The sequence below is a fragment of the Kiloniellales bacterium genome, from assembly GCA_030066685.1.
Taxonomy (GTDB): Bacteria; Pseudomonadota; Alphaproteobacteria; order Kiloniellales; family JAKSBE01; genus JAKSBE01.
Window position 1 is genome coordinate 30,731 of the sequence record JASJBF010000052.1, and the last position, 22,194, is coordinate 52,924.

The 22,194-nt window shown below is 69.1% G+C and carries 16 protein-coding genes; 6 read left to right on the plus strand and 10 right to left on the minus strand.

Going from position 1 to position 22,194, the window contains the following annotated elements:
* Positions 1-243 precede the first annotated feature (243 nt).
* The 3 genes from QNJ30_25260 (at position 244) to QNJ30_25270 (ending at position 4,093) form a co-directional block, all read left to right on the plus strand.
* Entirely contained in the window at positions 244-1,746 is a 1,503-nt protein-coding gene (locus QNJ30_25260) for a DegQ family serine endoprotease (GenBank protein ID MDJ0946770.1), read from the plus strand.
* Positions 1,747-1,962: 216 nt separating this feature from the next.
* A complete protein-coding gene (locus QNJ30_25265) occupies positions 1,963-2,640 on the plus strand; it encodes a response regulator transcription factor (protein ID MDJ0946771.1) in 678 nt (225 codons plus the stop codon).
* Positions 2,627-4,093: an ATP-binding protein gene (locus tag QNJ30_25270; protein MDJ0946772.1), complete on the plus strand. Its 1,467-nt coding sequence runs from the start codon at positions 2,627-2,629 to the stop codon at positions 4,091-4,093. Before QNJ30_25265 ends, QNJ30_25270 begins: the two co-directional genes overlap by 14 nt.
* On the opposite strand, the gene QNJ30_25275 is transcribed toward QNJ30_25270, so the two are convergent.
* Positions 4,065-4,868, minus strand: a complete 804-nt coding sequence (locus tag QNJ30_25275) for a class I SAM-dependent methyltransferase (protein MDJ0946773.1) — start codon at positions 4,866-4,868, stop codon at positions 4,065-4,067. The genes QNJ30_25270 and QNJ30_25275 overlap by 29 nt on opposite strands.
* A 140-nt stretch (positions 4,869-5,008) precedes the next feature.
* Between QNJ30_25275 and QNJ30_25280 the strand changes: the two genes are divergently transcribed.
* Together QNJ30_25280 and QNJ30_25285 are read left to right on the plus strand one after the other, a co-directional pair.
* Positions 5,009-7,069, plus strand: coding sequence for an FAD-dependent oxidoreductase (locus QNJ30_25280; protein MDJ0946774.1), 2,061 nt, complete (start codon positions 5,009-5,011; stop codon positions 7,067-7,069).
* A 383-nt stretch (positions 7,070-7,452) separates the two neighbouring features.
* Positions 7,453-8,760 carry a M23 family metallopeptidase gene (locus QNJ30_25285; GenBank protein MDJ0946775.1) on the plus strand — a complete coding sequence of 436 codons (1,308 nt, stop codon included), beginning with the start codon at positions 7,453-7,455 and terminating at the stop codon, positions 8,758-8,760.
* Positions 8,761-8,978: 218 nt separating this feature from the next.
* Here QNJ30_25285 and QNJ30_25290 read toward each other — a convergent pair whose 3' ends face one another.
* Together QNJ30_25290 and clpB are read right to left on the minus strand one after the other, a co-directional pair.
* The gene (locus tag QNJ30_25290) at positions 8,979-9,593 is read right to left on the minus strand and encodes a flavin reductase family protein (protein ID MDJ0946776.1); all 615 of its coding nucleotides are present in this window, start codon (positions 9,591-9,593) and stop codon (positions 8,979-8,981) included.
* A 125-nt stretch (positions 9,594-9,718) separates the two neighbouring features.
* Positions 9,719-12,316 carry an ATP-dependent chaperone ClpB gene (clpB, locus tag QNJ30_25295; protein MDJ0946777.1) on the minus strand — a complete coding sequence of 866 codons (2,598 nt, stop codon included), beginning with the start codon at positions 12,314-12,316 and terminating at the stop codon, positions 9,719-9,721.
* A 483-nt stretch (positions 12,317-12,799) separates the two neighbouring features.
* Here clpB and QNJ30_25300 point away from each other — a divergent pair, with 483 nt between their 5' ends.
* Entirely contained in the window at positions 12,800-13,564 is a 765-nt protein-coding gene (locus tag QNJ30_25300) for an MOSC domain-containing protein (protein MDJ0946778.1), read from the plus strand.
* A 93-nt stretch (positions 13,565-13,657) separates the two neighbouring features.
* Here QNJ30_25300 and QNJ30_25305 read toward each other — a convergent pair whose 3' ends face one another.
* The 7 genes from QNJ30_25305 to QNJ30_25335 form a co-directional block, all read right to left on the minus strand.
* Entirely contained in the window at positions 13,658-14,263 is a 606-nt protein-coding gene (locus QNJ30_25305) for a DUF4167 domain-containing protein (GenBank protein MDJ0946779.1), read from the minus strand.
* A gap of 206 nt (positions 14,264-14,469) precedes the next feature.
* Complete coding sequence (gene prmC / locus QNJ30_25310) at positions 14,470-15,336, minus strand: peptide chain release factor N(5)-glutamine methyltransferase (protein ID MDJ0946780.1); 867 nt, start codon at positions 15,334-15,336, stop codon at positions 14,470-14,472.
* 8 nt (positions 15,337-15,344) lie between these two features.
* Positions 15,345-16,445, minus strand: coding sequence for a peptide chain release factor 1 (gene prfA / locus QNJ30_25315; protein ID MDJ0946781.1), 1,101 nt, complete (start codon positions 16,443-16,445; stop codon positions 15,345-15,347).
* Positions 16,442-17,731, minus strand: coding sequence for a glutamyl-tRNA reductase (gene hemA / locus QNJ30_25320; protein MDJ0946782.1), 1,290 nt, complete (start codon positions 17,729-17,731; stop codon positions 16,442-16,444). The genes prfA and hemA overlap by 4 nt, the downstream gene beginning before the upstream one ends.
* Before the next feature lie 26 nt (positions 17,732-17,757).
* Positions 17,758-19,002 carry a histidine--tRNA ligase gene (gene hisS / locus QNJ30_25325; GenBank protein MDJ0946783.1) on the minus strand — a complete coding sequence of 415 codons (1,245 nt, stop codon included), beginning with the start codon at positions 19,000-19,002 and terminating at the stop codon, positions 17,758-17,760.
* A gap of 18 nt (positions 19,003-19,020) precedes the next feature.
* Complete coding sequence (gene ispG, locus QNJ30_25330) at positions 19,021-20,166, minus strand: flavodoxin-dependent (E)-4-hydroxy-3-methylbut-2-enyl-diphosphate synthase (GenBank protein MDJ0946784.1); 1,146 nt, start codon at positions 20,164-20,166, stop codon at positions 19,021-19,023.
* Positions 20,167-20,406: 240 nt separating this feature from the next.
* Complete coding sequence (locus QNJ30_25335; GenBank protein MDJ0946785.1) at positions 20,407-22,050, minus strand: DUF4115 domain-containing protein; 1,644 nt, start codon at positions 22,048-22,050, stop codon at positions 20,407-20,409.
* Between the last annotated feature and the right edge of the window lie 144 nt (positions 22,051-22,194).

Here is a 22,194-nt window from a genome sequence, read left to right on the forward strand (position 1 = left end):
CCCCGGATAGGCTGTCGCTCCCAGCCTGGAGAACCTTGCCGCGACCTCGGAATCGGCCACAGGCGAGTGCCGCCAACAAATTGATATCAATGGTCTTTTCACGCCCGAGTAAGATGAAAAATTGTTAATCTGGCCGTAAGGTCGCGGCAAGGACTCTCATCCCATCTTGCACTATCAAGAGGGTGTAAGTCTTCGTGTCTTGGAACCTGGATTTTAGCCACGACACGATGGAGGAAAGGACAGATGGGGCAGATGTTCCCCCTGACACGCGAAACCAAGCTGACGCAGGCCGTGACCGGCTCGGTCCTGGCCGGCGGGCTTCTGGTTTTCGCGCTGGCCGGCGCCGAGACGGCCCTGGCGCGCCCCGCGCCGGAGAGCTTCGCCGACCTGACCGAGAAGGTCGCGCCGGCCGTGGTTAACGTTTCGATCGTCAAGACCGGCGGCCCGATCGTCCGCTTCGAAGGGCCCGAGGGACGGGACCTGATGCCCTTCGGCGAGGATCATCCCCTGCGCGACTTCTTCGAGCGCTTTCTCGGTCCGGACGCACCGGAACTGCCCGGCGGCCCGCAAGAGCAGCGTGGCCTGGGCTCCGGCTTCATCGTCGATCCCGATGGATATGTCGTGACCAACCGTCACGTCATCGCCGGGGCCGACGAAATAACGATTACCCTTCATGACGGGCGGTCGCTGACCGCCGAACTCGTTGGCCAGGACGAAAAGACGGACCTGGCCCTGCTCAAGGTCGAAGCGGACGAGGCCCTTCCCTCTGTTGCCTTCGGCGATTCTGAGGCGGTCCGGCCCGGTGATTGGGTCATCGCCGTCGGCAACCCCTTCGGCCTTGGCGGTTCCGTGACCGCCGGCATCGTCTCCGCCCGCGGGCGGGACCTGCCGGGCGGCAGCATCATCGACTTCCTGCAGATCGACGCACCGATCAACAAGGGCAACTCGGGCGGGCCGACCTTCGACATGGACGGCAAGGTCATCGGCGTGAACACCGCGATCTACTCGCCGAACGGCGGCAGCGTCGGCATCGGCTTCGCGATCCCGTCGGAGATTGCCAGCGAGGTCGTCGCCGATTTGCGCGAGAAGGGCAAGGTCGAGCGCGGCTGGCTGGGCGTCCGGATCCAGGCGGTCACGCCGGAGTTCGCCGAGGGCTTCCGCCTCGAGGAGGCCAAGGGGGCGCTGATCTCCTCCGTCACGCCGGACAGCCCGGCCGCAGCAGCGGGGCTGGAAACCGGCGACGTCATCCTGTCCTGGGACGGCAAGGCCGTGGACGAGCTCAAGGATCTGCCCCGGCTGGTCGCCTTCACGCCGGTCGGCAAGACCGTCGAGGTCGAGATCTGGCGCGACGGCGCCCGCGAGACGCTCGAGGTCGTGACCGGCCAGGCGCCCGGCGAACAGCAGCTCGCCGCGATCGGCGGCCCCGACGACAGCGACAAGGTTCGCCTGCCCGGCACCGGCCTGACGGTTGCGACCCTGACCGCCGAGCGCCGGGACCGCTTCGGCATCGCCGAGGAGGTCGAAGGCGTGGTCATCCTGCGCGTCGAGCGCGACAGCCTGGCGGCCCGCGAGGGCCTGCGCCGCGGCGACGTCATCCGCAGCCTGGCCTCGGAAGCCGTCGAGACGGCGGCCGACGCCAAGCGCGAAATCGAAGAGATCAAGGCCGAGGGCCTGGAGGTCGTTACGCTCCTGGTTTCCAGGGACGGCGTCGAGACCTTCTTCGCCCTGCGGCTGAGGAACGCATAGCACTGGACATACCCTCCTCTCCTAACCAGAACCAGAGGGTTTCCGCGTCGGACTGCCAGGTAGGCACGTCCGACGCGGCCGTTTTGGGGACCGCTTGGTGCGACCGTGACCCTTGCCTGAAGGGGGCGCCAGCTCCGCATGACATGCTAGAATGGGCTTCGCCCGAGGCCCCGGGCCGTTGAGTAAGCCTGGAAGAGGCCGGAAGCGCTGGGAAAGATGCGAGTACTCATCGTCGAGGACGACAAGGAGACGGCCGGCTACATCGCCAAGGGCCTGAAGGAATCCGGCTACAGTCCCACGGTGGTGACCGACGGCAAGGAAGGCCTGCTGATGGCCGCCAGCGAGGACTTCGACCTGGCCATCGTCGACCGCATGCTGCCGGGCCTGGACGGCCTGTCCATGGTCGAGACCCTGCGCGGGACGGGCAAGGACCTGCCCATCGTCTTCCTCAGCGCCATGGGCAGCGTCGAGGAGCGGGTCAAGGGCCTGCGCGGCGGCGCCGACGACTATCTGGTCAAGCCCTTCGCCTTCTCGGAGCTTTTGGCCAGGATCGAGGTCCTGCTCCGCCGCGGCAGCGCCAGTGGCGCCGAGACCCATCTGCGTGTCGGCGATCTGGAACTGGACCTGCTGGCCCGCACGGTGCGCCGGAGCGACAAGCCGATCGACCTGCAGCCCCGGGAGTTCAAGATCCTGGAATACCTCATGCGCAACACGGGCCGGGTGGTGACCCGGGTCATGCTCCTGGAGAACGTCTGGGACTACCACTTCGACCCCCAGACCAACGTCGTCGACGTCCACATCTCCCGGCTGCGCCAAAAGATCGACAAGGACTTCGACAAGCCGCTGCTGCATACGGTCCGCGGCGCAGGGTACTGCCTCCGTGAGCCCGACTAGCCTGTTCCGATCGCGGATCTTCCAGTTCGCGCTGATCTACCTCAGCCTGTTCGCGGTTATGGTGGGGCTGATCGGCTGGATCGTCTTCGACGTTGCCAAGGAGTCGGTCTCGCGCCAGATCGAAGCGACCATCGACGCCGAGATCACCGGCCTGGTCGAGCAGTACGACCAGCGCGGCCTGCCCGGCCTGATCGAGGCGATCCGCCGCCGCGCGGCCGCCGAGGACGGCTCCCGCGGGCTTTACCTTCTGTCCGACCAACGAAACCGGGTCCTGGCCGGCAACCTCAGCGGCTGGCCCGACGAGCGGACGGACGACCAGGGCTGGGTCACCTTCCGTCTGGGTTTCCCGGAGTCGGAAGGCGGGGGCACCAACTTCGGCCGGGCCCGGGTCCTGACCGGCAACGGCTTCAAGCTCCTGGTCGGCCACGACGAGCGCGAGCGGACCTGGGTCCAGTCGACCATCCTCTGGACCCTGGTCGGCAGTTTGGCGGCCACGGTCACGGTGGCGCTGCTCGGCGCCGTCTTCATGAGCCGGACCCTGCTGCGGCGGATCGATGCGATCACCGCGACCAGCCGCGAGATCATGGCCGGCGACCTGACCCAGAGGGTACCGGCCAGCGGCCGCGGCGACGAGTTCGACCGCCTGGCCGCGAACCTCAACGCCATGCTCGACCGGATCGAGGCCCTGATCACGGGGATCAAGCAGGTCTCGGACAACATCGCCCACGACCTGCGCAGCCCCCTGGCCCGCCTGCGCAGCCGCTTGGAGGTCACCCTGATGGAGCCGCCCGACGCCGAGAGCTACCGGGTCGCGCTGGAAAAGACCATCAGCGAGGCCGATCACCTGCTCAAGACCTTCAATGCCCTGCTCAGCATCGCGCAGGCCGAGGCCGGGGCGCCGCGCCGCAACTTCGCCGAGGTCGACCTTTCGGCCGGCGCCCGCGACGCCGCGGAGCTCTACGAGCCCCTGGCGGAGGAGAAAGGCCTGCACCTGACCGTCGAGGTCGCCGAAGGGATCCGCCTCCAGGGCGACCAGCACCTGCTGTTCCAGGCGCTGGTCAACCTGCTGGACAACGCCATCAAGTTCTCGCCCGAAGGCGGCACGATCGAGCTGAGCCTGCGCCGAGCGGGCGCGCGCGCGGCCCTGGCCGTTGCCGACCGGGGACCCGGCATCCCCGAAGCGCTGCGCGAGCGGGCGCTGGAGCGCTTCTTCCGCCTGGAGGAGAGCCGCAGCACGCCGGGCAGCGGCCTGGGCCTCAGCCTGGTCGCTGCCGTGGCGCGGCTGCATGACGGCCGCATCGCCCTGGAGGACAACCACCCGGGCCTGCGCGCCGTTCTCGAGCTACCGCTGAACGACAGGCCGCCAAAGGCAGCGCGCGCCCACAAGGAGGCCGAGGTCGCTGGCGCGCCGGCGTCGGCCGGTCTCAAGCCTTCTTCCGAAGCAGCATCGTGAAGCTCATGGGCGGCCGCAAGGCCGCCGCGCCGAGTTCCGGAAATCCCATCGAGATGTCCTCCGGCCGCTCTTCGAAATGGGTCAGCTCGAGACCTTGGCCCAGGGCGGCGGTGATCACATCCGAGAGCTTGTGCGGGAACCAGTAGTTCGGTCTGGCGCCGTAGTCGCTGCCGCCGTAGTAGTCGAGGCCGTCCTTGTCCTCGTAGACGCCCTGATTGAAGTAACTGTAGTGCAGCTGCGGCGGGTCGACCGGATCGCCGGGCTCGAACATGTAGAGCGCCGGATGCTGCTCGTGGATGAAGATCAGCCCGCTGGGCCGCAACAGACGGGCCGGCACCGCGAAGAAGGCGTCTAGGTCCGGCATCCAGCCGAGGACCCCGATGGTGATCAGCACCCGGTCGAAGGCCGCATCGTAGTCCTGCGGGATCTGGGTGATCTCGGTCTCGACGAAGTCGCAGGCGATGCCGCCGGCCGCGGCCAGGGCCCGCGCCTGCTCCAGAAAGCGGGCGGAGAAGTCGAAGCCGACGCAGCGCCCCGCGCCCAGGTTCTTGACCGAGAGGAGCTCGCGGCCGTCGTTACAGCAGAGATGCGCGACGTCCTTGCCCTCGATCCCGATCTCGCGCAGGAGGTCGGTCTCGACCGGCTCGAGGCAGCTGTAGCCCGGCCGGCGAAAAGCGGCCAGCAGGCGTTCCTGGTTGTGCCGCGCATGGACCGGCGCGACCTCGTCCCAGGCGGCCCGGTTCGCCGCCACGTAGTCCTTGGGGTCCTCGTCCACCTCTCCTACCACCTTCCATCGGATTGCCGGCCGCCGAGCCGCAAGGCTTGCGCGCGCCGGGAAGTGCCTGTCTGATAGCCCCGCTGATTTCGCAAGTCTATGGATAAGAAAAGAAAACGCCAGGGAGAGGAGGGCACTCGATGAGCCGCGACCCGCGCTACGACCTGCTCTTCGAGCCGGTCCGGATCGGGCCGGTGACGGCCCGCAACCGCTTCTACCAGGTGCCCCACTGCGCCGGCATGGGCCATCGCGAGCCCAGCGCCTCGGCCGCCATGCGCGCCATGAAGGCCGAGGGCGGCTGGGCCGTGGTCTGCACCGAGGAATGCGACATCCACCCGGCCTCGGACTTCTCGCCCTACGCTGAGGCCCGGCTCTGGGACGACCGCGACATCCCGGCCCTGGCCCGCATGGTCGAGGCGGTGCAGGGCCACGGCGCCCTGGCCGGCATCGAGCTGGCCTTCAATGGCGCGGCAGCGCCCAACCGCTTCAGCCGCGAGATCCCCCTGGCGCCTTCCGACAGCGTGGTCGAGCCCTACGACCCGGTCCAGGCCCGCGCCATGGACAAGAGCGACATCCGCGACCTCAGGCGCTGGCACCGGGAGGCCGCGCTGAGGGCGCGCAAGGCCGGCTTCGACATCGTCTACGTCTACGCCGGGCACGATCTCGGCCTGCCGATGCACTTCCTGTCGCGCCGCCACAACCGGCGCGGCGACGAGTACGGCGGCAGCATCGAGAACCGGGCCCGCCTGCTGCGCGAGCTGATCGAGGACACCAAGGAGGCCGTCGGTGACCGCTGCGCGGTCGCGGTCCGCCTGGCGGTCGACGAGCTCCTGGGCAGGGAGGGGCTGACCGCCGAGGCCGAGGGCCGCGAGGTGGTCGAGCTGCTGGCCGAGCTGCCGGACCTCTGGGACGTCAACGTCAGCGGCTGGCCGAACGACTCCCAGACCGCCCGCTTCGGCCCCGAGGGCGCCCAGGAGGCCTACGTGGCCTTCGTCAAGCAGGTGACCAGCAAGCCGGTTGTCGGAGTCGGCCGCTTCACCTCGCCCGACGCCATGGTCTCGCAAGTCAAGCGCGGCGTGCTCGACATGATCGGCGCGGCCCGGCCGTCGATCGCCGACCCCTTCCTGCCGCGCAAGATCGAGGAGGGCCGGCCGGAGGAGATCCGCGAGTGCATCGGCTGCAATATCTGCGTCTCCGGCGACAACAACATCGTGCCCCTGCGCTGCACCCAGAACCCGACCATAGGCGAAGAATGGCGGCGCGGCTGGCATCCCGAGATCATCCCGCCCAAGGCCTCCGAAGACCGGGTCCTGGTGGTCGGCGGCGGCCCGGCGGGGCTGGAGTGCGCCCGCGCCGCCGGCCAGCGCGGCTACGCCGTGACCCTCGCCGAGGCCGGGCGCGAGCTGGGCGGCCGGGTCACCCTGGAAAGCCGCCTGCCCGGCCTGGCGACCTGGGCCCGGGTCCGCGACTACCGCCTGGGCCGCCTGGCCGCCCTGCCCGAGGTCGAGATCTACCGGGAGAGCCGGCTGGACGCCGCACAGATCCTGGAGTTCGGCTTCGAGCGGGTGATCCTGGCCACGGGATCGCACTGGCGCCGCGACGGCCTCGGCCGGGCCCTGCGCCAGCCCCTGGCGGGCTGCGACCGGCCCGGGGTCCTGACCCCCGACGACCTCCTGTCCGGGATCCGGGCGGCCGGCCCGGTGCTGATCTACGACGACGACCACTACTACCTGGGCGGGGTCCTGGCCGAGAAGCTGCGCCGCGACGGGTTGGAGGTGATCCTGGCGACGCCCGCCCCCGACGTCTCCCACTGGACCCACAACACCCTGGAACAGAACAACATTCAGAAGCGGCTCCTGGAGCTGGAGGTCGGCCTGCGGCCGCAGCGGGAGCTGAGTGCGATCCACGACGGCGAGGCCGAGCTGGCCTGCGTCTTCACCGGGCGCCGCGAGCGGCTGCCGGCAGCGAGCGTGGTCCTGGTGACCGCGAGGCTGCCGGCGGACGAGCTCTACCGGGACCTGATGAAGGCGCCCGAGGCCCTGGCCGAGGCCGGGATCAAATCGCTGCGCCGTATCGGGGATTGCCTGGCGCCGGGAACGATCGCCGCCGCGGTCTACTCTGGACAGCTTGCGGCCAGGGAATTAGACCAAAAGGGGTATGGTGATTTCCAACGAGAGGTTGTGGCCCTCAGCCCGGCCTGATCACGCTTTGTTCGGCAGAGTAAAGGTTAAGCTTTTAACACTTGGTGTCAGGGCCGGGGCATTTCTGAATCCAATAAGGTTTACGAGACCTTAACAATTGACAGGGCATACTACGGCCATATTCTAATCCTCGCGCGTGGGTCGGGCCGCGTGGTTCAGAATTGGTGTGCAGTATCAGCAGGCGCAGGTTAAGGACCTTGAGAATCCACCTCGGACCACGCTGGCGAAAAATCGGTCTTTACCGAACTGCAATTGTTTCCGGGCTCTTACTCGGCGTGGTTGTCGCTCTCTTCGACACAGGTCCGCAGTCCGGAACCGACCGAAGCGCATCCGTCCGAATTCCCGAGGTCGCCCGAATCGATACCGCGGTCGCAGCCGCGGTCGTGCCGCACCGTCTGTCCCAGGATCCGGCCAACGGCGAGATCCCGGCCCTGCCCTTCATCGCCAACTACGAGCCCAAGGAATGGACCGTGGATGCGGCCGAGGACGGGCCCTCGCCGGTTCAGCTCGCCTCGCTGCCGATGGCGCGCGCCGAGGTGATCCGGGTCGAACGCGGCGACACCCTCTTCGGCCTGCTCTCCGACCTCGGCGTCGAGCGCGAGGAAGCCCGGGCGGCGGTCGGCAGCCTGACCGACGTCTTCAATCCGAAGCACCTGCAGCCGGGCCAGGAGATCCACCTCGCGCTACACGAGGAGAAGGGCGAGAACGGGGTGCTGGTCACCGGCTTCTCCTTCCAGCCCAACGTCGATACCCGGGTCGTCGTTCAGCGCGACGATCGTGGCAGCTTCCAAGCGCGCAGCATCGACCGGCACCTCTACAAGACCTACGCGGTCGCCGAGGGCACCATCGACACCAGCCTCTTCGACGCGGCGACCGACGCCGACGTCCCGCCGATCGTACTCTCCGAGATGGTTCGGGCGCTCAGCTTCGACATCGACTTTCAGCGCGACCTGCAGCGCGGCGACACCTTTGAGTTGCTCTACGAGCGCTACCTCGACGAGACCGGCCTCGATGTCCGCTCAGGCAACGTGCTCTACGCGCAGATCGTCCTGCGCGGCAAGCCGGTGCGCTTCTATCGGCACGAGACCGCCGAGGGTGCCAGCGACTTCTTCAACGAGAACGGCGTCTCGATCCGCAAGTCCCTGATGCGGACGCCGATCGACGGCGCCCGACTGAGCTCCGGCTTCGGCATGCGCAAGCATCCGATCCTGGGCTACAACAAGATGCACCGGGGCACCGACTTCGCGGCCCCGAGCGGCACCCCGATCTACGCCGCCGGCGACGGCGTCGTGGAGGTGGCCAAGTGGAACGGCGGCTACGGCAAGTACGTCCGGATCCGCCACAACTCGACCTACAAGACCGCTTATGCCCACATGAAGCGCTTCGCCCGCGGCATCACCAAGGGCAGCCGGGTGGAGCAGGGCCAGGTCATCGGTTACGTCGGCACCACCGGCCGCTCCACCGGCCCGCACCTGCACTACGAGGTGCTGCTGAACGGCCAGCAGGTCGACCCGCGCCGGATCAAGATGCCGACCGGCAGGATCCTGAAGAGCGAGGAACTGGTCGCGTTCCGCGATGCCCGTAAGCAGATCGACGAGCTGCGTCTGCGCTACAAGTCCTCGGTGATCGCGGGATTCGACTGCAAGGGCCAGCCCCAGGAAGAGCACCCCGGTCTCGCCGCCGGCTGCTGAGCCTCCAATCCACCTAAAGCTCTTGCTCGCTGAAGCCCGCTTCGGCGCTGACGTGCGCGTGACCCTTTGGCCGGCTCGCCCCTCACCCTCCCATCGCCTGACGGCAACGGGCCCCTCCCTCTCCCTCGGGGAGAGGGTTGTGCAGGCTTGGTGCGGCGATAGCCGCGCCTTAGCCGGAGCTGGGTGAGGGGTAGTCCCGTCCTTTCCGGTCGGAGACCCTAACCCGGACGGCGCATGGCGAAGACGTGGTCGACCCGCGTGTAGTCCAGGTAGCCGAGGCGGGCGATGGGCTTGACCTTCTCCATGTCGACCAGGCCCGCGGTCAGGACCGAATCGTCGATGTGGATCCCGATGACCTCGCCGATCACGATGGCGTTGCGGCTCCCGGGGTTCTTGGCCGGCAGCTCCACGGTCTGGTGGAAGCGGCATTCCAGGTGGATCGGCGAGGCCTTGACCCGCGGCGGCTTGACCAGCGTGGAAGCCTCGGTCTCCAGCCCGGCGAGCTCGGACTCGTCGACCGCGCCGGGGACATGAAGGCTGGTCTGGTTCATGGCCTCGCGCAGCTCCCAGGTGGCGATGTTGACCACGAACTCGCCGGTCGCCTCGCAGTTGGCGACGGAGTCCTTGCCGCTGCCGTCCGGCTTGCGGCCGTTGGTCGCGAACATCACCATCGGCGGCTCCCCGGCGACACCGTTGAAGAAGCTGTAGGGCGCCAGGTTGACCTCGCCGGTGGCGCTGATCGAAGTGATCCAGCCGATCGGCCGCGGCACGACGCAGCTCTTGAAGGGGTTGTGCGGCAGGCCGTGATCGCCCTTGCGCGTGTCGTAGAACATCCTTCCTCCCAACAGGCCGGTCACCGACTCAAGATCGGGGAATCATCGAAGAATTCAAGGGCGCCGGAACGCCGAAGGCGGCGGCAAGCTGCGCCGCCGCCCCGGCAAATCCGCAAGTCGGGCGCTCAGGCCGCCTCGGCCTTGACCGCTTGGCCGTTGATCAGCAGGTGCCCCTCCCCGGCCGAGACCCGGACCGCCTCGCCGTCGGCGACCTTGCCGGCCAGGATCATCTCGGCCAGGGGGTTCTGCAGCTCGCGCTGGATCACCCGCTTCAGCGGCCGAGCCCCGTAGACCGGATCGTAGCCGCTCTCGGCCAGCCATTCCCGCGCCCTGCCGTCCAGCTCCAGGCTGATCTTGCGCTCGGCCAGGAGGGCGTCCAGGCGCTGCAGCTGGATCTCGACGATCCCGGTCATCTGCGCCCGGGTCAGCCGGTGGAACAGCAGGATCTCGTCCAGACGGTTGAGGAACTCGGGCCGGAAGGCGGCGCGCACCACTTCCATGACCTGGCCCCGGACCTCGGTCGAGTCCTGGCCCTCGGGCTGGTTCGCCAAGACGTCGGAGCCGAGGTTGGAGGTCATGATGATCAGGGTGTTGCGGAAGTCCACCGTGCGGCCCTGGCCGTCGGTCAGGCGGCCGTCGTCGAGGACCTGCAGCAACACGTTGAAGACGTCGGGATGGGCTTTCTCGACTTCGTCGAAGAGCACCACCTGGTAGGGCCGGCGGCGGACCGCCTCGGTCAGGGCGCCGCCCTCCTCGTAGCCGACGTAGCCCGGCGGCGCGCCGATCATCCGCGAGACCGCGTGCTTCTCCATGTACTCCGACATGTCGAGGCGGACCATGGCGGCCTCGTCGTCGAAGAGGAAGGCGGCCAGGGCCTTGGTCAGCTCGGTCTTGCCGACGCCGGTCGGGCCGAGGAAGAGGAAGGAGCCGATCGGCCGGTTCGGGTCCTGCAGGCCAGCGCGGGCCCGGCGCACCGCGTTGGCGACCGCGACGATAGCCTCGTCCTGGCCGATCACCCGGTCGCGCAGCGAGCCCTCCATGTGCAGCAGCTTCTCGCGCTCGCCTTCGAGCATCTTGTCGACCGGGATGCCGGTCCAGCGCGAGACCACCCCGGCGATCTCGCCGTCGGTGACCTCCTCGTTGAGCATCCGGTTGTCCTGGGCCGCCACCGCCGCCTCGAGCTGCTTCTCCAGGTCGGGGATCGTGCCGTAGCGCAGCTCGCCGGCGCGGTCCAGCCGGCCCTCCCGCTGGGCGATCTCGAGCTCGCCGCGGGCCTCGTCCAGGGCCTCCTTGACCTTCTGGGCACCGGCCAGGGTCTGCTTCTCCGCCTGCCACAGGGTGGTAAGGGTGGCAGACTTCTCCTCCAGGTCGGCGATCTCCTTCTTCAGCTTCTCGAGGCGCTCCTGGGAGGGCTTGTCGCTCTCCTTCTTCAGCGCGGCCTCTTCGATCTTCAGCTGGATCAGCTTGCGGTCGAGCTCGTCGATCGCCTCCGGCTTGGAGTCGACCATCATGCGCAGCCGGCTCGCCGCCTCGTCGACCAGGTCGATCGCCTTGTCCGGCAGGAAGCGGTCGGTGATGTAACGGTTTGACAGGGTCGCCGCGGCCACGATGGCGCCGTCGGTGATCCGCACGCCGTGGTGCAGCTCGTACTTCTCCTTCAGGCCGCGCAGGATCGAGATCGTCTCCTCGACGCTGGGCTCGGCGACGAAGACCGGCTGGAAGCGCCGCGCCAGGGCCGCGTCCTTCTCGACGTGCTTGCGGTACTCGTCCAGGGTCGTGGCGCCGACGCAGTGCAGATCGCCGCGCGCCAGGGCCGGCTTCAGCATGTTGGAGGCGTCCATCGCGCCCTCGGCCTTGCCGGCGCCGACCAGGGTGTGCAGCTCGTCGATGAAGACGATGATCTCGCCCTCGGCTGCCGCGATCTCCTGCAGCACGGCCTTGAGGCGCTCTTCGAACTCGCCGCGGAACTTGGCGCCGGCCACCATGGCGCCGAGGTCCAGCGCCATGAGCCGCTTGTCCTTCAGGGACTCGGGGACGTCGCCGTTGACGATGCGCTGGGCCAGACCTTCGATGATGGCGGTCTTGCCGACTCCCGGCTCGCCGATCAGCACCGGGTTGTTCTTGGTCCGGCGCGACAGCACTTGGATCGTGCGCCGGATCTCCTCGTCGCGGCCGATCACGGGGTCGATCTTGCCGGCCCGGGCGTCGGCGGTCAGGTCGCGGGCGTACTTCTTGAGGGCATCGTAGCCCTCCTCCGCGCTGGCCGAATCCGCGGTGCGCCCCTTCCGCAGGTCGTTGATCGCCTGGTTCAGGCCCTGGGGCGTCGCCCCGGCCTCCGTCAAGGCCTTGGCCGCGGGCGTGCCGGCCGCCATCGCGAGGGCGAGCAGCAGGCGCTCCACGGTGACGAAGCTGTCGCCGGCCTTCTCCGCAAGGGTCTGGGCCTGCTCCAGGAGCCGCGCCAGCTCCGGCGTCAGGTAGAGCTGCCCGGCGCCCGCGCCCTCGACCTTGGGCACCTTGCCCAGCTCGGCCTCGATCGCACGAAGGGCGGACGCGGGATCCCCGCCCGCCGCACGGATCAGGCCGGCGGCCAGACCTTCCTTGTCGTCGAGCAGGGTCTTGAGCAGGTGCTCGGGAGTCAGGCGCTGGTGATTGCTGCGCAGCGCAAGACTTTGCGCCGCCTGGATGAAGCCGCGCGAACGGTCGCTGTAGTTCTCGAAATCCATGCTGTCCCTCTCCGGCGGCACCCGGTCTCGGCGTGCGGCCAAGGATTGCGGTCCAACGGCTCGCGCCCGAATTCAGCGGCGCGCGGCCCCTTAACGCATTGATCCCCTTGATATCCTTCGGGCGATCTCGCTTCCGAATATATGGGAGATCCGGCAGCCCAACTCAAGCGCTTCGGCCGGCCCCGCGAAGAAAAGACCCCCGCCTGTGCGGCGGGGGTCGGGGAAGATTCCCAAAGTGTCGTATCAGGAGAGATCGATGCCGACGGACGAGCCTTGGGAAGACCGGCCCAGGGCCCAGGGCTGAATGGGCCTGACCGGATCGGGCGCGGCGCCGAACATCACGCGCTTTGTACCCTGCCGCCACCGCAGATGCAATTGCAAATCACTCGCATTATCAATTTGGCTCAGAGCCGCGCGGACCGCGGGGCATTGATTCCGGGGCTTCGGCGAAGGATTATGGCGCTCCTTCGAGAGGGAACTGCGATGTCCACGTCGATCCGGGCGATCTACCGCTATCCGGTCAAGGGCCTGTCCGGGGAAAGCCTGCCGCGGATCGCCCTCAGCCCTGACCGCGCCCTCCCCCACGACCGGCGCTTCGCCATCGCCCGAGCGGCGCTCCGGCCGGGGGATCCGGCCCAGGACGGCTGGCAGCCGAAGTCCGCCTTCCACCAGCTCCAGCGCGACGAGCGCCTGGCCCAGCTGCGGGTCGCCTTCGACGACGACACCGAGCAACTGGTCCTGTTCCGCCACGGCCGGCAGGTGTCGCAAGGCAAGGCCGGCGACCCTCTGGGCCGAACCCTGCTGACCCAGTTCCTGACCGCCTTCCTCGCCGCCGCGGGCCAGGGCGCGCCCCGGCTCGTCGAGGCCAGGGGCTTCGCCTACACCGACGCGCCGGACCCATTCATCTCCCTGATCAACCTCGCGAGCGTCGGCGACCTCCAGCGTATCGTCGGGGCGCCGGTCGAGCCGCTGAGGTTCCGCGCCAACCTCTACGTCGAGGGCGCGGAGGCCTGGGAGGAGATGCAATGGATCGGAGGCCGCCTGCGGATCGGCGGCGCCACTTTCAAGGTCGTCGACGCCATCGAACGCTGCGCCGCCATCAACGTCGACCCGGAAACCGCCGAGCGCGACCTCAACCTGCCGCTGGCCTTGCAGCGGGGCTACGGTCACTGCCTGATGGGCGTCTATCTCCGTGTGCTCGAGGCGGGCCAGGTCGCCGAGGGGGACCCGCTGGAAACGATCGCCTGAGTCGGCCGGGCGCCCGCGCGCCGCGCCGCCAAGGCGACTCCAACCTGTCGATGCTCTGGAGCGGCTGTTGGACTGGTCCGGCCGGCTGCTGCCCTACACGCCCGGCAGCGGCGGGGACTCCTTGTCTTCCTTGGCGGCCTCGCCGTCTTCCGGCTTGGCGGCCTTCGGGGCCCGCCTGCGGCGCTTCGGCGCCGGCCGCTCGCCGCCGCCGTTGACCTCGGCACCGTTGACGGCGGCCTCGGCCGCCGGCGCGGGAGAGGGTTCGGCCTTTGCCGCTTCTGCGGCTTGCCCGGCATCCGCGACCGGCTCGGCCCCGTCCGTCGCCTTGACCGGCTCCGCGCCCTCGGCGGGCTGAGCCGGCTCCGCGCGCTGACCACCGTCCGGACCCTGACGGTCGTGACCGTTCTCGCGCTGGCGCTGCTGCTGCTGTTGCGGCCGCTGCGCGCTCTGCGGATCGGTGCTGTCGTTCATGATCCGGAAGTAGTGCTCGGCGTGCTGGTAGTAGCCTTCGGCCGAGATTCGGTCACCTGTGGAAGTGGCGTCACGGGCCATGGCCAGGTACTTCTCGTAGACCTGGTGGGCATTGCCCCTGATCCGAACATCCGGACCGTTGCTCTCGAAGCTCTGATGCTTGAGAGGGACGTTGTGCTTACGATTTGAGCGGCCGCGCGACCGCCTTGCGTTGTGCGCTTGTCTCATCGTTCCTGAAGTTCTTCCGCAAAACCCTGTTTGCTCGCATCCCCGACCCGCTTCGGGCCAAGCCACAGAAGGGTTGGCTCGCTACAGTACCTACGCTTTGGGATCGCGGGCGCCTTTGCCTGGCGCTGAGTCCGAGGGGCTATCCCCGTTCGGATGCGACACCCTAGTCGGGATTCCCCATATTTCCAACCCTTTTTTCCCTGATCTCAACCTCTTGAAAAGGGTGTGGCAATCAGGCACCGCTCGCGCCCGGCAAGGTCTCGGACCCTTTCCTGGACCTTGAGGCCGACCGCTTCGGCGAGCCCTTGGACCACGTCCGCCTGGCCAAAGCCGACTTCGAGGGCAAGCAGCCCTTCCGGAGCCAACAACCTGGCGGCCTGCGGGAGAAGGACGCGATAGGCGTCCAAGCCATCGCGGCCGCCGGAGAGCGCCTGGAGCGGGTCGTAGACCCTCACCTCAGGCGCGAGATCCTCGATCTCTGATTCGACTATATAGGGCGGATTGCTAACAATTGCTTGCCAAGTCCCGGCAAGATCCTCGGCCCAGTCGCCGACTCGGAAGGCGGCCCGATCCTGCAGGCCGAGAGCCTCGGCGTTGCCCCTGGCGACCTCGACCGCCGCCACGCTGCGGTCCACGCCCAAGCCCCGCGCCGCCGTCAGCTCCGACAGGAGGGCCAGCAGGATGCAGCCGCTGCCGCTGCCGAGATCGAGGACCCTGAGGTGCGCACGCCGGTCCGGCAGGCGCGCCAGCACAGCCTCGACCAGGGTTTCGGTCTCGGGCCGGGGATCCAAGGTGTCGGCCGTCACTGCGAAATCCAGGCTCCAGAACTCGCGCCGGCCGAGAATCCGGGAGACCGGCTCTCGGCGCGCCCTTCGGGCGAGGAAGGTCTCGTAGGCGGCCAGCTCGCCGGCATTCAGGCGTCGTTCCGGAAAAGCGGTCAGGCGGGTGCGCGCCTGGCCGGCGGCTTCGGCCAGCAACAGCCGGGCGTCGCGCGAGGCCGCCTCGACGCCGGCCCGCCGCAGACGCAGCGTCCCACGCCGCAGGGCCTCGCCCACCTCGAGCGTATCCGACATCACGGCGCTCACGCCGCGTCCTCGCCGTCCGCCGCCGGGTCCTGCGCCAGCCGCGCCGCCTGGTCCTCGGCGATCAAGGCGCCGACCACCTCGTCCAGGGCATCGCCCGACAGGATCCGGTCGAGCTTGTAGAGGGTCAGGTTGATCCGGTGGTCGGTGACCCGGCCCTGCGGGAAGTTGTAGGTGCGAATCTTCTCGGAGCGGTCGCCGCTGCCGATCTGGACCCGGCGGCTTTCCGCCCGCGCCGATTCCTGCGCCTGGCGCTCGGCGTCGTAGAGCCGCGCCCGCAGGACCTTCATGGCCTTGGCCTTGTTCTTGTGCTGCGACTTCTCGTCCTGGCAGGTGACCACGATACCGCTCGGGATGTGGGTGATCCGGACCGCCGAATCCGTGGTGTTGACGTGCTGCCCGCCGGCGCCCTGGGAGCGATAGGTGTCGATACGCAGGTCCTTCTCGTCGACGTTGACGTCGACCTCCTCGGCTTCCGGCAGCACGGCGACCGTCGCCGCCGAGGTGTGGATGCGGCCGCTGGATTCCGTCGAGGGCACCCGCTGCACGCGGTGCACGCCGGATTCGAACTTCAGGCGCGCATAGGCGCCCGGCCCCGAGATCAGGACCGAGGCCTCCTTGAGCCCGCCCAGGCCGGTTTCCGAATCGGACAGGCTCTCCATGCGCCAGCCGTTGTGCTCGGCGAAACGCTGGTACATCCGGTAGAGCTCGGCCGCAAAGAGCGCCGCCTCGTCGCCGCCGGTGCCGGCGCGCACCTCCAGAATGGCGTTGCGCTCGTCGTCGACATCCTTGGGCAGAAGCATGATCTTGACCTCCTGCTCCAGCGTCGGGAGCCGGGCCTCGACCGCCTCGAGCTCGGCCGCCGCCAGCTCCCGCATTTCCGGGTCGCTGCCGTCCTCGGCGAGCAGGGCCTCGAGGTCGCGCGCCTCCTTGCGCGCCGCCCGCAGGCCTTCGACCGCCTCGACGACCGGGCCGAGGTCCGCGTAGTCCTTTGCCAGGCGCGTGTAGTCGGCCGAGCCCGGATCCGGATGCCGGGTCAAGTCCTCGCCGAGCTTCTGGTGGTGCTCGACCACCCGCGCCAACTTCTCGTCCAAATTCACGTGCCGTCCTGTTCTTTCTTCGCCTTGTCCTCGGCCGGCGACCGGTCCAGGCCGAACAACCGGCGCAGCCCCTCCTCCAGCCGGGAGGCCTCACCGGCAGCCGCGGCGTCGCGCAGGCGGCGGGAGGGATCGTGGAGCAGCCGCTTGATGAGAAGGCGGGTCGCCGCCTCGGCATCCAGGCCGCCTTGCAACAGCACCTTGCGGCGCTCGCTCTCGAAATGGTCCCGCAGGGCCGCGACCGTCGGCGTCGCCGCCCGTTCGGCCCGGGTGCGGAGGAAGTTCCCGAGTTCCTCCTCGATCAGCGCCCAGGCCGAACCCGAGGCCTTGTCGCGGCTGGCCCGGCCCTCCTGCGCGACCCGTTCCAGATCGTCCAGATTGTAGACGAAAGCCTCTTCCAGCTGGTCGACCGCCGGTTCGACGTCGCCCGGCACCGCCGCGTCAATGATGAATATCGGGCGCCAGCGGCGGCGCTTCAATGCCGTGCGGACCATGGCCTCGGTGACGGTGTAGCGGCCGCTGCCCCGGGCCGCGACCAGGATGTCGGCGTCCTTCAGGGCCTCGGCCAGTTCCTCCCAGGGCCGGTAATGGCAGGCCAGGCGCCGGGCGACCTGGCCGGCGCGGGCTTCCGAGGGATGGGCGAAGACCAGATCGCCGATCTCGGCATCCTTGAGCTGCCAGCCCAGGACCTCGGCCATCTCGCCCAGCCCCGCGATCAAGGCGGTGGAGCGGTCGAGGGCGCCGTGGATCCGCCGGGCGACCTGCAGCGCCGCCGCGGCGATGGTCACCGGCTGCGCCGCCAGCCCGGTCTCGCTGCGGACCCGCTTGGCGGTGGCATAGGCCGCCTCGAAGAGGCGGTCGATGAAAGGCCCGGTCATGCCCGCCGCCGAGGCCGCGCGATGGCTCTCCTTGACCTGTCCGAGGACCTGGGGCTCGCCGAGGATCTCGCTGTCCAGCGAGGAGGCGACCGCGAAGAGGTGCCGGACCGCGGCCTCGCCCTCCAGCAGGTAGGCCTGCTCGGCCACCTCGCGGGCCTCGACCTGCCCCCAGGCGGCCAGGAGCGTGGAAAGCCGCTCGCGCAGGACCTCGGCCTCGCTGCCGGCCGCGACCACGTCGAGGCGCTCGCAGGTGTCGAGAAGGACCGCCTGTGTCAGGCCGGCGGCGCGCAGATCGGCAAGCCGTCGCGCGGCATCGCCGTCGACCTCCAGCAGCCGCTGGCGCAGCAGCGGACCGGCCGTCCTCTGATTGACCCCGAAGATCAGGGCGTCGTTTTCCGTCAGGGACTCCATGGCATCTCCGGCCAGGATACCCCGGGCTAGCCGATCCGCGCGAGCCGTTCGCTCAGCGCGGCGAAGGGCACCAGCTCCTGCTCGCCGGAATCCAGGTCGCGCAGGGTCACGGACTCCTTTGCGAGTTCGTCTTCGCCCAGGATGAGAGCGGCGCGGGCTTTCATCCTGTTGGCCCGGGACAGCCGCTTCTTCATGTTGCCCGAGAAGCCGAGCTCGACCGTGAAGCCTTCGCGGCGCAGGCGCTCGGTCAGGGCCAGGGCCGCGCGCTCGGCCTCGGCGCCCAGCGGCACCACCACCAGGGGCCGCAGGTCGGGCAGCTCCGCGGCCATCAGCAGGACCAGGCGCTCGACCCCGGCGGCCCAGCCGGTGCCGGCCGTCGGCGGACCGCCGAGCTGCTCGATCAGAAAGTCGTAACGGCCGCCGGCCAGCACCGCGCCCTGGGCGCCGAGGGCCGTGGTGGTGAACTCGAAGGCGGTGTGGGTGTAGTAGTCCAGGCCGCGGACCAGCCGCGGGTTGAGCTGGTAGGCGATCCCCAGGGCGTCGAGGCCGGTCTTGACCTCGTCGAAGAAGTCCACGCTGGCCGGGTTCAGGTAGTCGGCGAAGAGCGGCGCGCCGGCGACCAGGGCGCGGTCGCCCTGGTCCTTGGAATCGAGGATCCGCAAGGGATTGCGGGTCAGCCGCAGGCGGCTGTCCTCTGAGAGATCGGCCTCGTGATCCCGGAAATAGGCGACCAGGGCCTCGCGGTAGGCCTTGCGGCTTTCCGGGTCGCCCAGGGTGTTGAGTTCCAGGGTGGTCTTGTCGCGCACGCCCAGGGCATCGAGTATCGCCGCGCCGGCGGCGATGATATCGACGTCGCCCAGGGGCTGCGGCACCCCCAGCAGCTCGATGTCGATCTGGTGGAACTGGCGCTGGCGGCCGGCCTGCGGCCGCTCGTGGCGGAACATCGGGCCGGCGAAGAAGAACTTCAGCGGAAGCTGCTGCGCCAGGCCGCCGGAGATGAAGGCGCGGGCCACCCCCGCGGTCGCCTCCGGGCGCAGGGTGACCTGCTCGCCGCCCTTGGTGTCGAAGGTGTACATTTCCTTGGTGACGACGTCGGAGGTGTCGCCCAGGGTCCGCTTGAAGACCTCGGTGAACTCGAAGATCGGCGTCGCCATCTCGCGGTAGCCGTAGCGCGCCGCCACCTCGCGCGCCGTCTCGAAGACGGCGCGGAAGCGGCGCATGTCGTCCGGCAAAATGTCGTGCGTGCCCTTGACGGGCTGCAAAGCGCGCAACGCTGGAGATCCCCTGGGCTAGGACGCGGCGGCCTGGGGCGGAGCCTCGCCCTGCTCTTCGGCGGCCTTGGCGGCCTCGATCTCGGCCGCCTTGTCCTCGACCAGCTTGACCAGGTGCTCGACGATGTCCTCGTCCTGGAGGCGGTGGTGCGGCACGCCGCTGATGTAGACCTGGTGGGTGCCCTTGCCGCCGCCGGTGAAGCCGATGTCGGTCTCGCGGGCCTCGCCCGGGCCGTTGACGACGCAGCCGATCACCGAGAGCGTCATCGGCGTGGTGATGTGGGCCAGGCGCTGTTCCAGGACCTCGACGGTCTTGATGACCTCGAACTGCTGCCGGGCGCAGGACGGGCAGGAGATCACGTTGACCCCGCGGTGGCGCAGGTTCAGCGCCTTGAGCATGTCGAAGCCGACCTTGATCTCCTCGACCGGGTCGGCGGAGAGCGAGACCCGCAGGGTGTCGCCGATGCCCGACCACAGCAGCATGCCCAGGCCGATCGATGACTTGATGGTCCCCGAGCGCAGGCCGCCGGCCTCGGTGATGCCGATGTGCAGCGGATAGTCACAGGCCTCGGCCAGGCCCTGGTAGGCGGCGACGGCCAGGAACACGTCGGAGGCCTTGCAGGAGATCTTGAACTCGAAGAAGTCCTGGTCCTCGAGGATCTTGGCGTGGTTCAGGCCGCTCTCGACCATGGCCTCGGGGCAGGGCTCGCCGTAGCGCTCCAGTAGGTCGCGCTCCAGAGAGCCGGCGTTGACCCCGATCCGCATCGAGCAGCCGTGGTCCTTGGCCGCCTTGACCACCTCGCGCACCCGCTCGGTCGAGCCGATGTTGCCCGGGTTGATCCGCAAGCAGGCGGCGCCGTTCTTGGCCGCCTCGATCGCCCGCTTGTAGTGGAAATGGATGTCGGCGACGATCGGCACCGTAACCTCGGGCACGATCTGCTTAAGGGCCGCGGTCGACTCCTCGTCCGGACAGGAGACCCGCACGATGTCGGCCCCGGCGACCTCAAGGGCTCGGATCTGCGCCACCGTCGCAGCCACGTCCGAGGTCAGGGTGTTGGTCATCGACTGCACCGTGATCGGCGCGTCGCCGCCGACGGCCACCTTGCCGACCCGGATCTGCCGCGAGGCGCGGCGATGAATATCGCGATAAGGCCGAACGCTCATGAACATCGCTCTCGATTGCGCCGCGCCGGGCCGGCCCCTGGGATCAACCCGGGCCGCCTTCGCCGCGGCCCGTCGCGACCGATGTCTCCGGTTCGCTCTGGAGGCGCCCGGCGCCTGTCGGGGCGCAAGATGCGTCCTTCGCGCCGAAAACTCAAGGCTCGCTGGACCCGGTCACAGATCTTAAACATCGCCGCTGCCGGCCCAGGCCCGGCCAGCGGATTCGGTGCGGCTGCCTTGGGATCAGGGGTTGGTCGCGGTCCCGCTCTTGAGGCGCGTCGGGTCGAGGTTGATGTTGCGCACGATAGCGCCGACCGCGCCGACCGAGGGCGTGGCCTGGCCGTCGACTTCGATCTGCAGGCCGCCGGCATTGCCGGTCAGCATGGTCAGGCCTTGCTGGTCCGGCACCCGATAGCTTTCGCCACGGCGCAGCACCTTGGTCAGGATCAGCTTGTCGTCGGCGTCCCGGATCAGGACGTAGGAGTCGTAGATCGCCCGGACGACGATCCGGGACTCCCCGTTGACCGAGCCGTAGACGACCGGCGCCTCCGGCTCGCTCTCTCCCAGCGCGGCGGTCTGGACGGGCTCGGGCTGAACCGCGGGCTGGCGGCCCGGCGCCTGGGGCGGCAGGGGCGCGATGGTCACCCCTTCGCGCTGCTGCACGGCCGCCGGCCTCTGGGTCTCGGCTGTGCTCTGGTCTTCCGGCGCGGCGTCGGCCTGGGCCTCCGCGGTCTCGGCGCCTCGGGCCACGACGACGGCGGCCGTGTCCTCGGTGGCAGCGGCCCCGTCCGGGGTGCCGTTCTCGAAGGCGGCGGCCGCTCCGCCGGCGGGCGGTTCTGCCGCTTCTGCAGTCTCTTCGACCGGTGACACTAAGGGTGTCGGCGCCGCGACCGGGGCCGCCTCGCGGGGCTCGATCGCCTCCGCCTCGGCCGGCGCCTCGGCGAGCTCTGGCGCCTCCGGGACCTGTTCGGCCGCGGTCGGCTCAACCGGGGAGTCCTCCGCCTCCGGGCCGCCGCTCGGCAGCGTGGCCTCGGCGGTCGCGTCGTTGTCCAGGACGGCCTCGACCTGGGCCTCGACCTCGACCTCGACCGGCACCGCCGGCGGACTGAGGTCCTCGGTTGCCGCGGTCGGCGCCGGCGAAGCCTCGGTCGCCTCGGGTGCCGCGGCCGGCTCTGTTTCGGCAGACTGCGGCCCGATCGCGTCCGTCTCCGGAAGTTCGGCGACCGCGATCTGGGAGCCGGGTTCCGAACCGACCGGCGCGATGCCAGGATCCGAGGCCGAAGATCCCGCAGTGGCCGTGTCCGTGTCGGAGGGATCGACGAAGCCGGACGGGGCATCGGGAAGATCGGCGACGCTCACGCTGGGCGGTGGCGCGGGCACCTCGGCCGCCGGGACTGCCGGCACCTCGGGAACCTCGTCGACCCGCGGCGTTGCCACCTGCTCCGCTCCGGTCGAGGAGAAGTACCAGACCCCGTAGGCTCCCGCGATCAGGACGGCGGAGACGAGGAAGATCAGGCTGCCTGGAATCCGGGTCTCCGGCTCCGGACTCGGAAAGACCAGCTCGGTCCGGCGCGTGAAGTCCGCGACCTCGGCCTTGAAACGACTGGCGATGTCTTCCGTGTCGAGCTTGAGATAGTCGGCGTAGGCACGCACGAAGCCGACGGCATAGGTCGGCCCGGGCAGATCCTCGAAACGGCCCTCCTCGATCGCCAGCAGATAGTCGTAGCGGATTCGCAAAGCGTGGGCGATATCGTCCAGTTCCTGACTGGCATCGGTCCGGGCCTCGCGCAGCTTGCGCGCGACGCTGTCAGCCGCCAGGGGCCGCGGCTCCGCGTCATCACCCGGCCAGGCCGGCGAGAAAGAGTCCCTGTTTTCCGTCGACGACACGAGTTTCCGCTTCTGATCCGACAACACGTCTCTCTGCGCCCAGCGCAAGAGCCGCACGCAGCCGCCCTGCCCTGGCCGAACAGACCATAGAAGTTACTGCTCAGTGGTTAACGCCAGCTTTCTAGACCTGTTGAAGGCCAAATC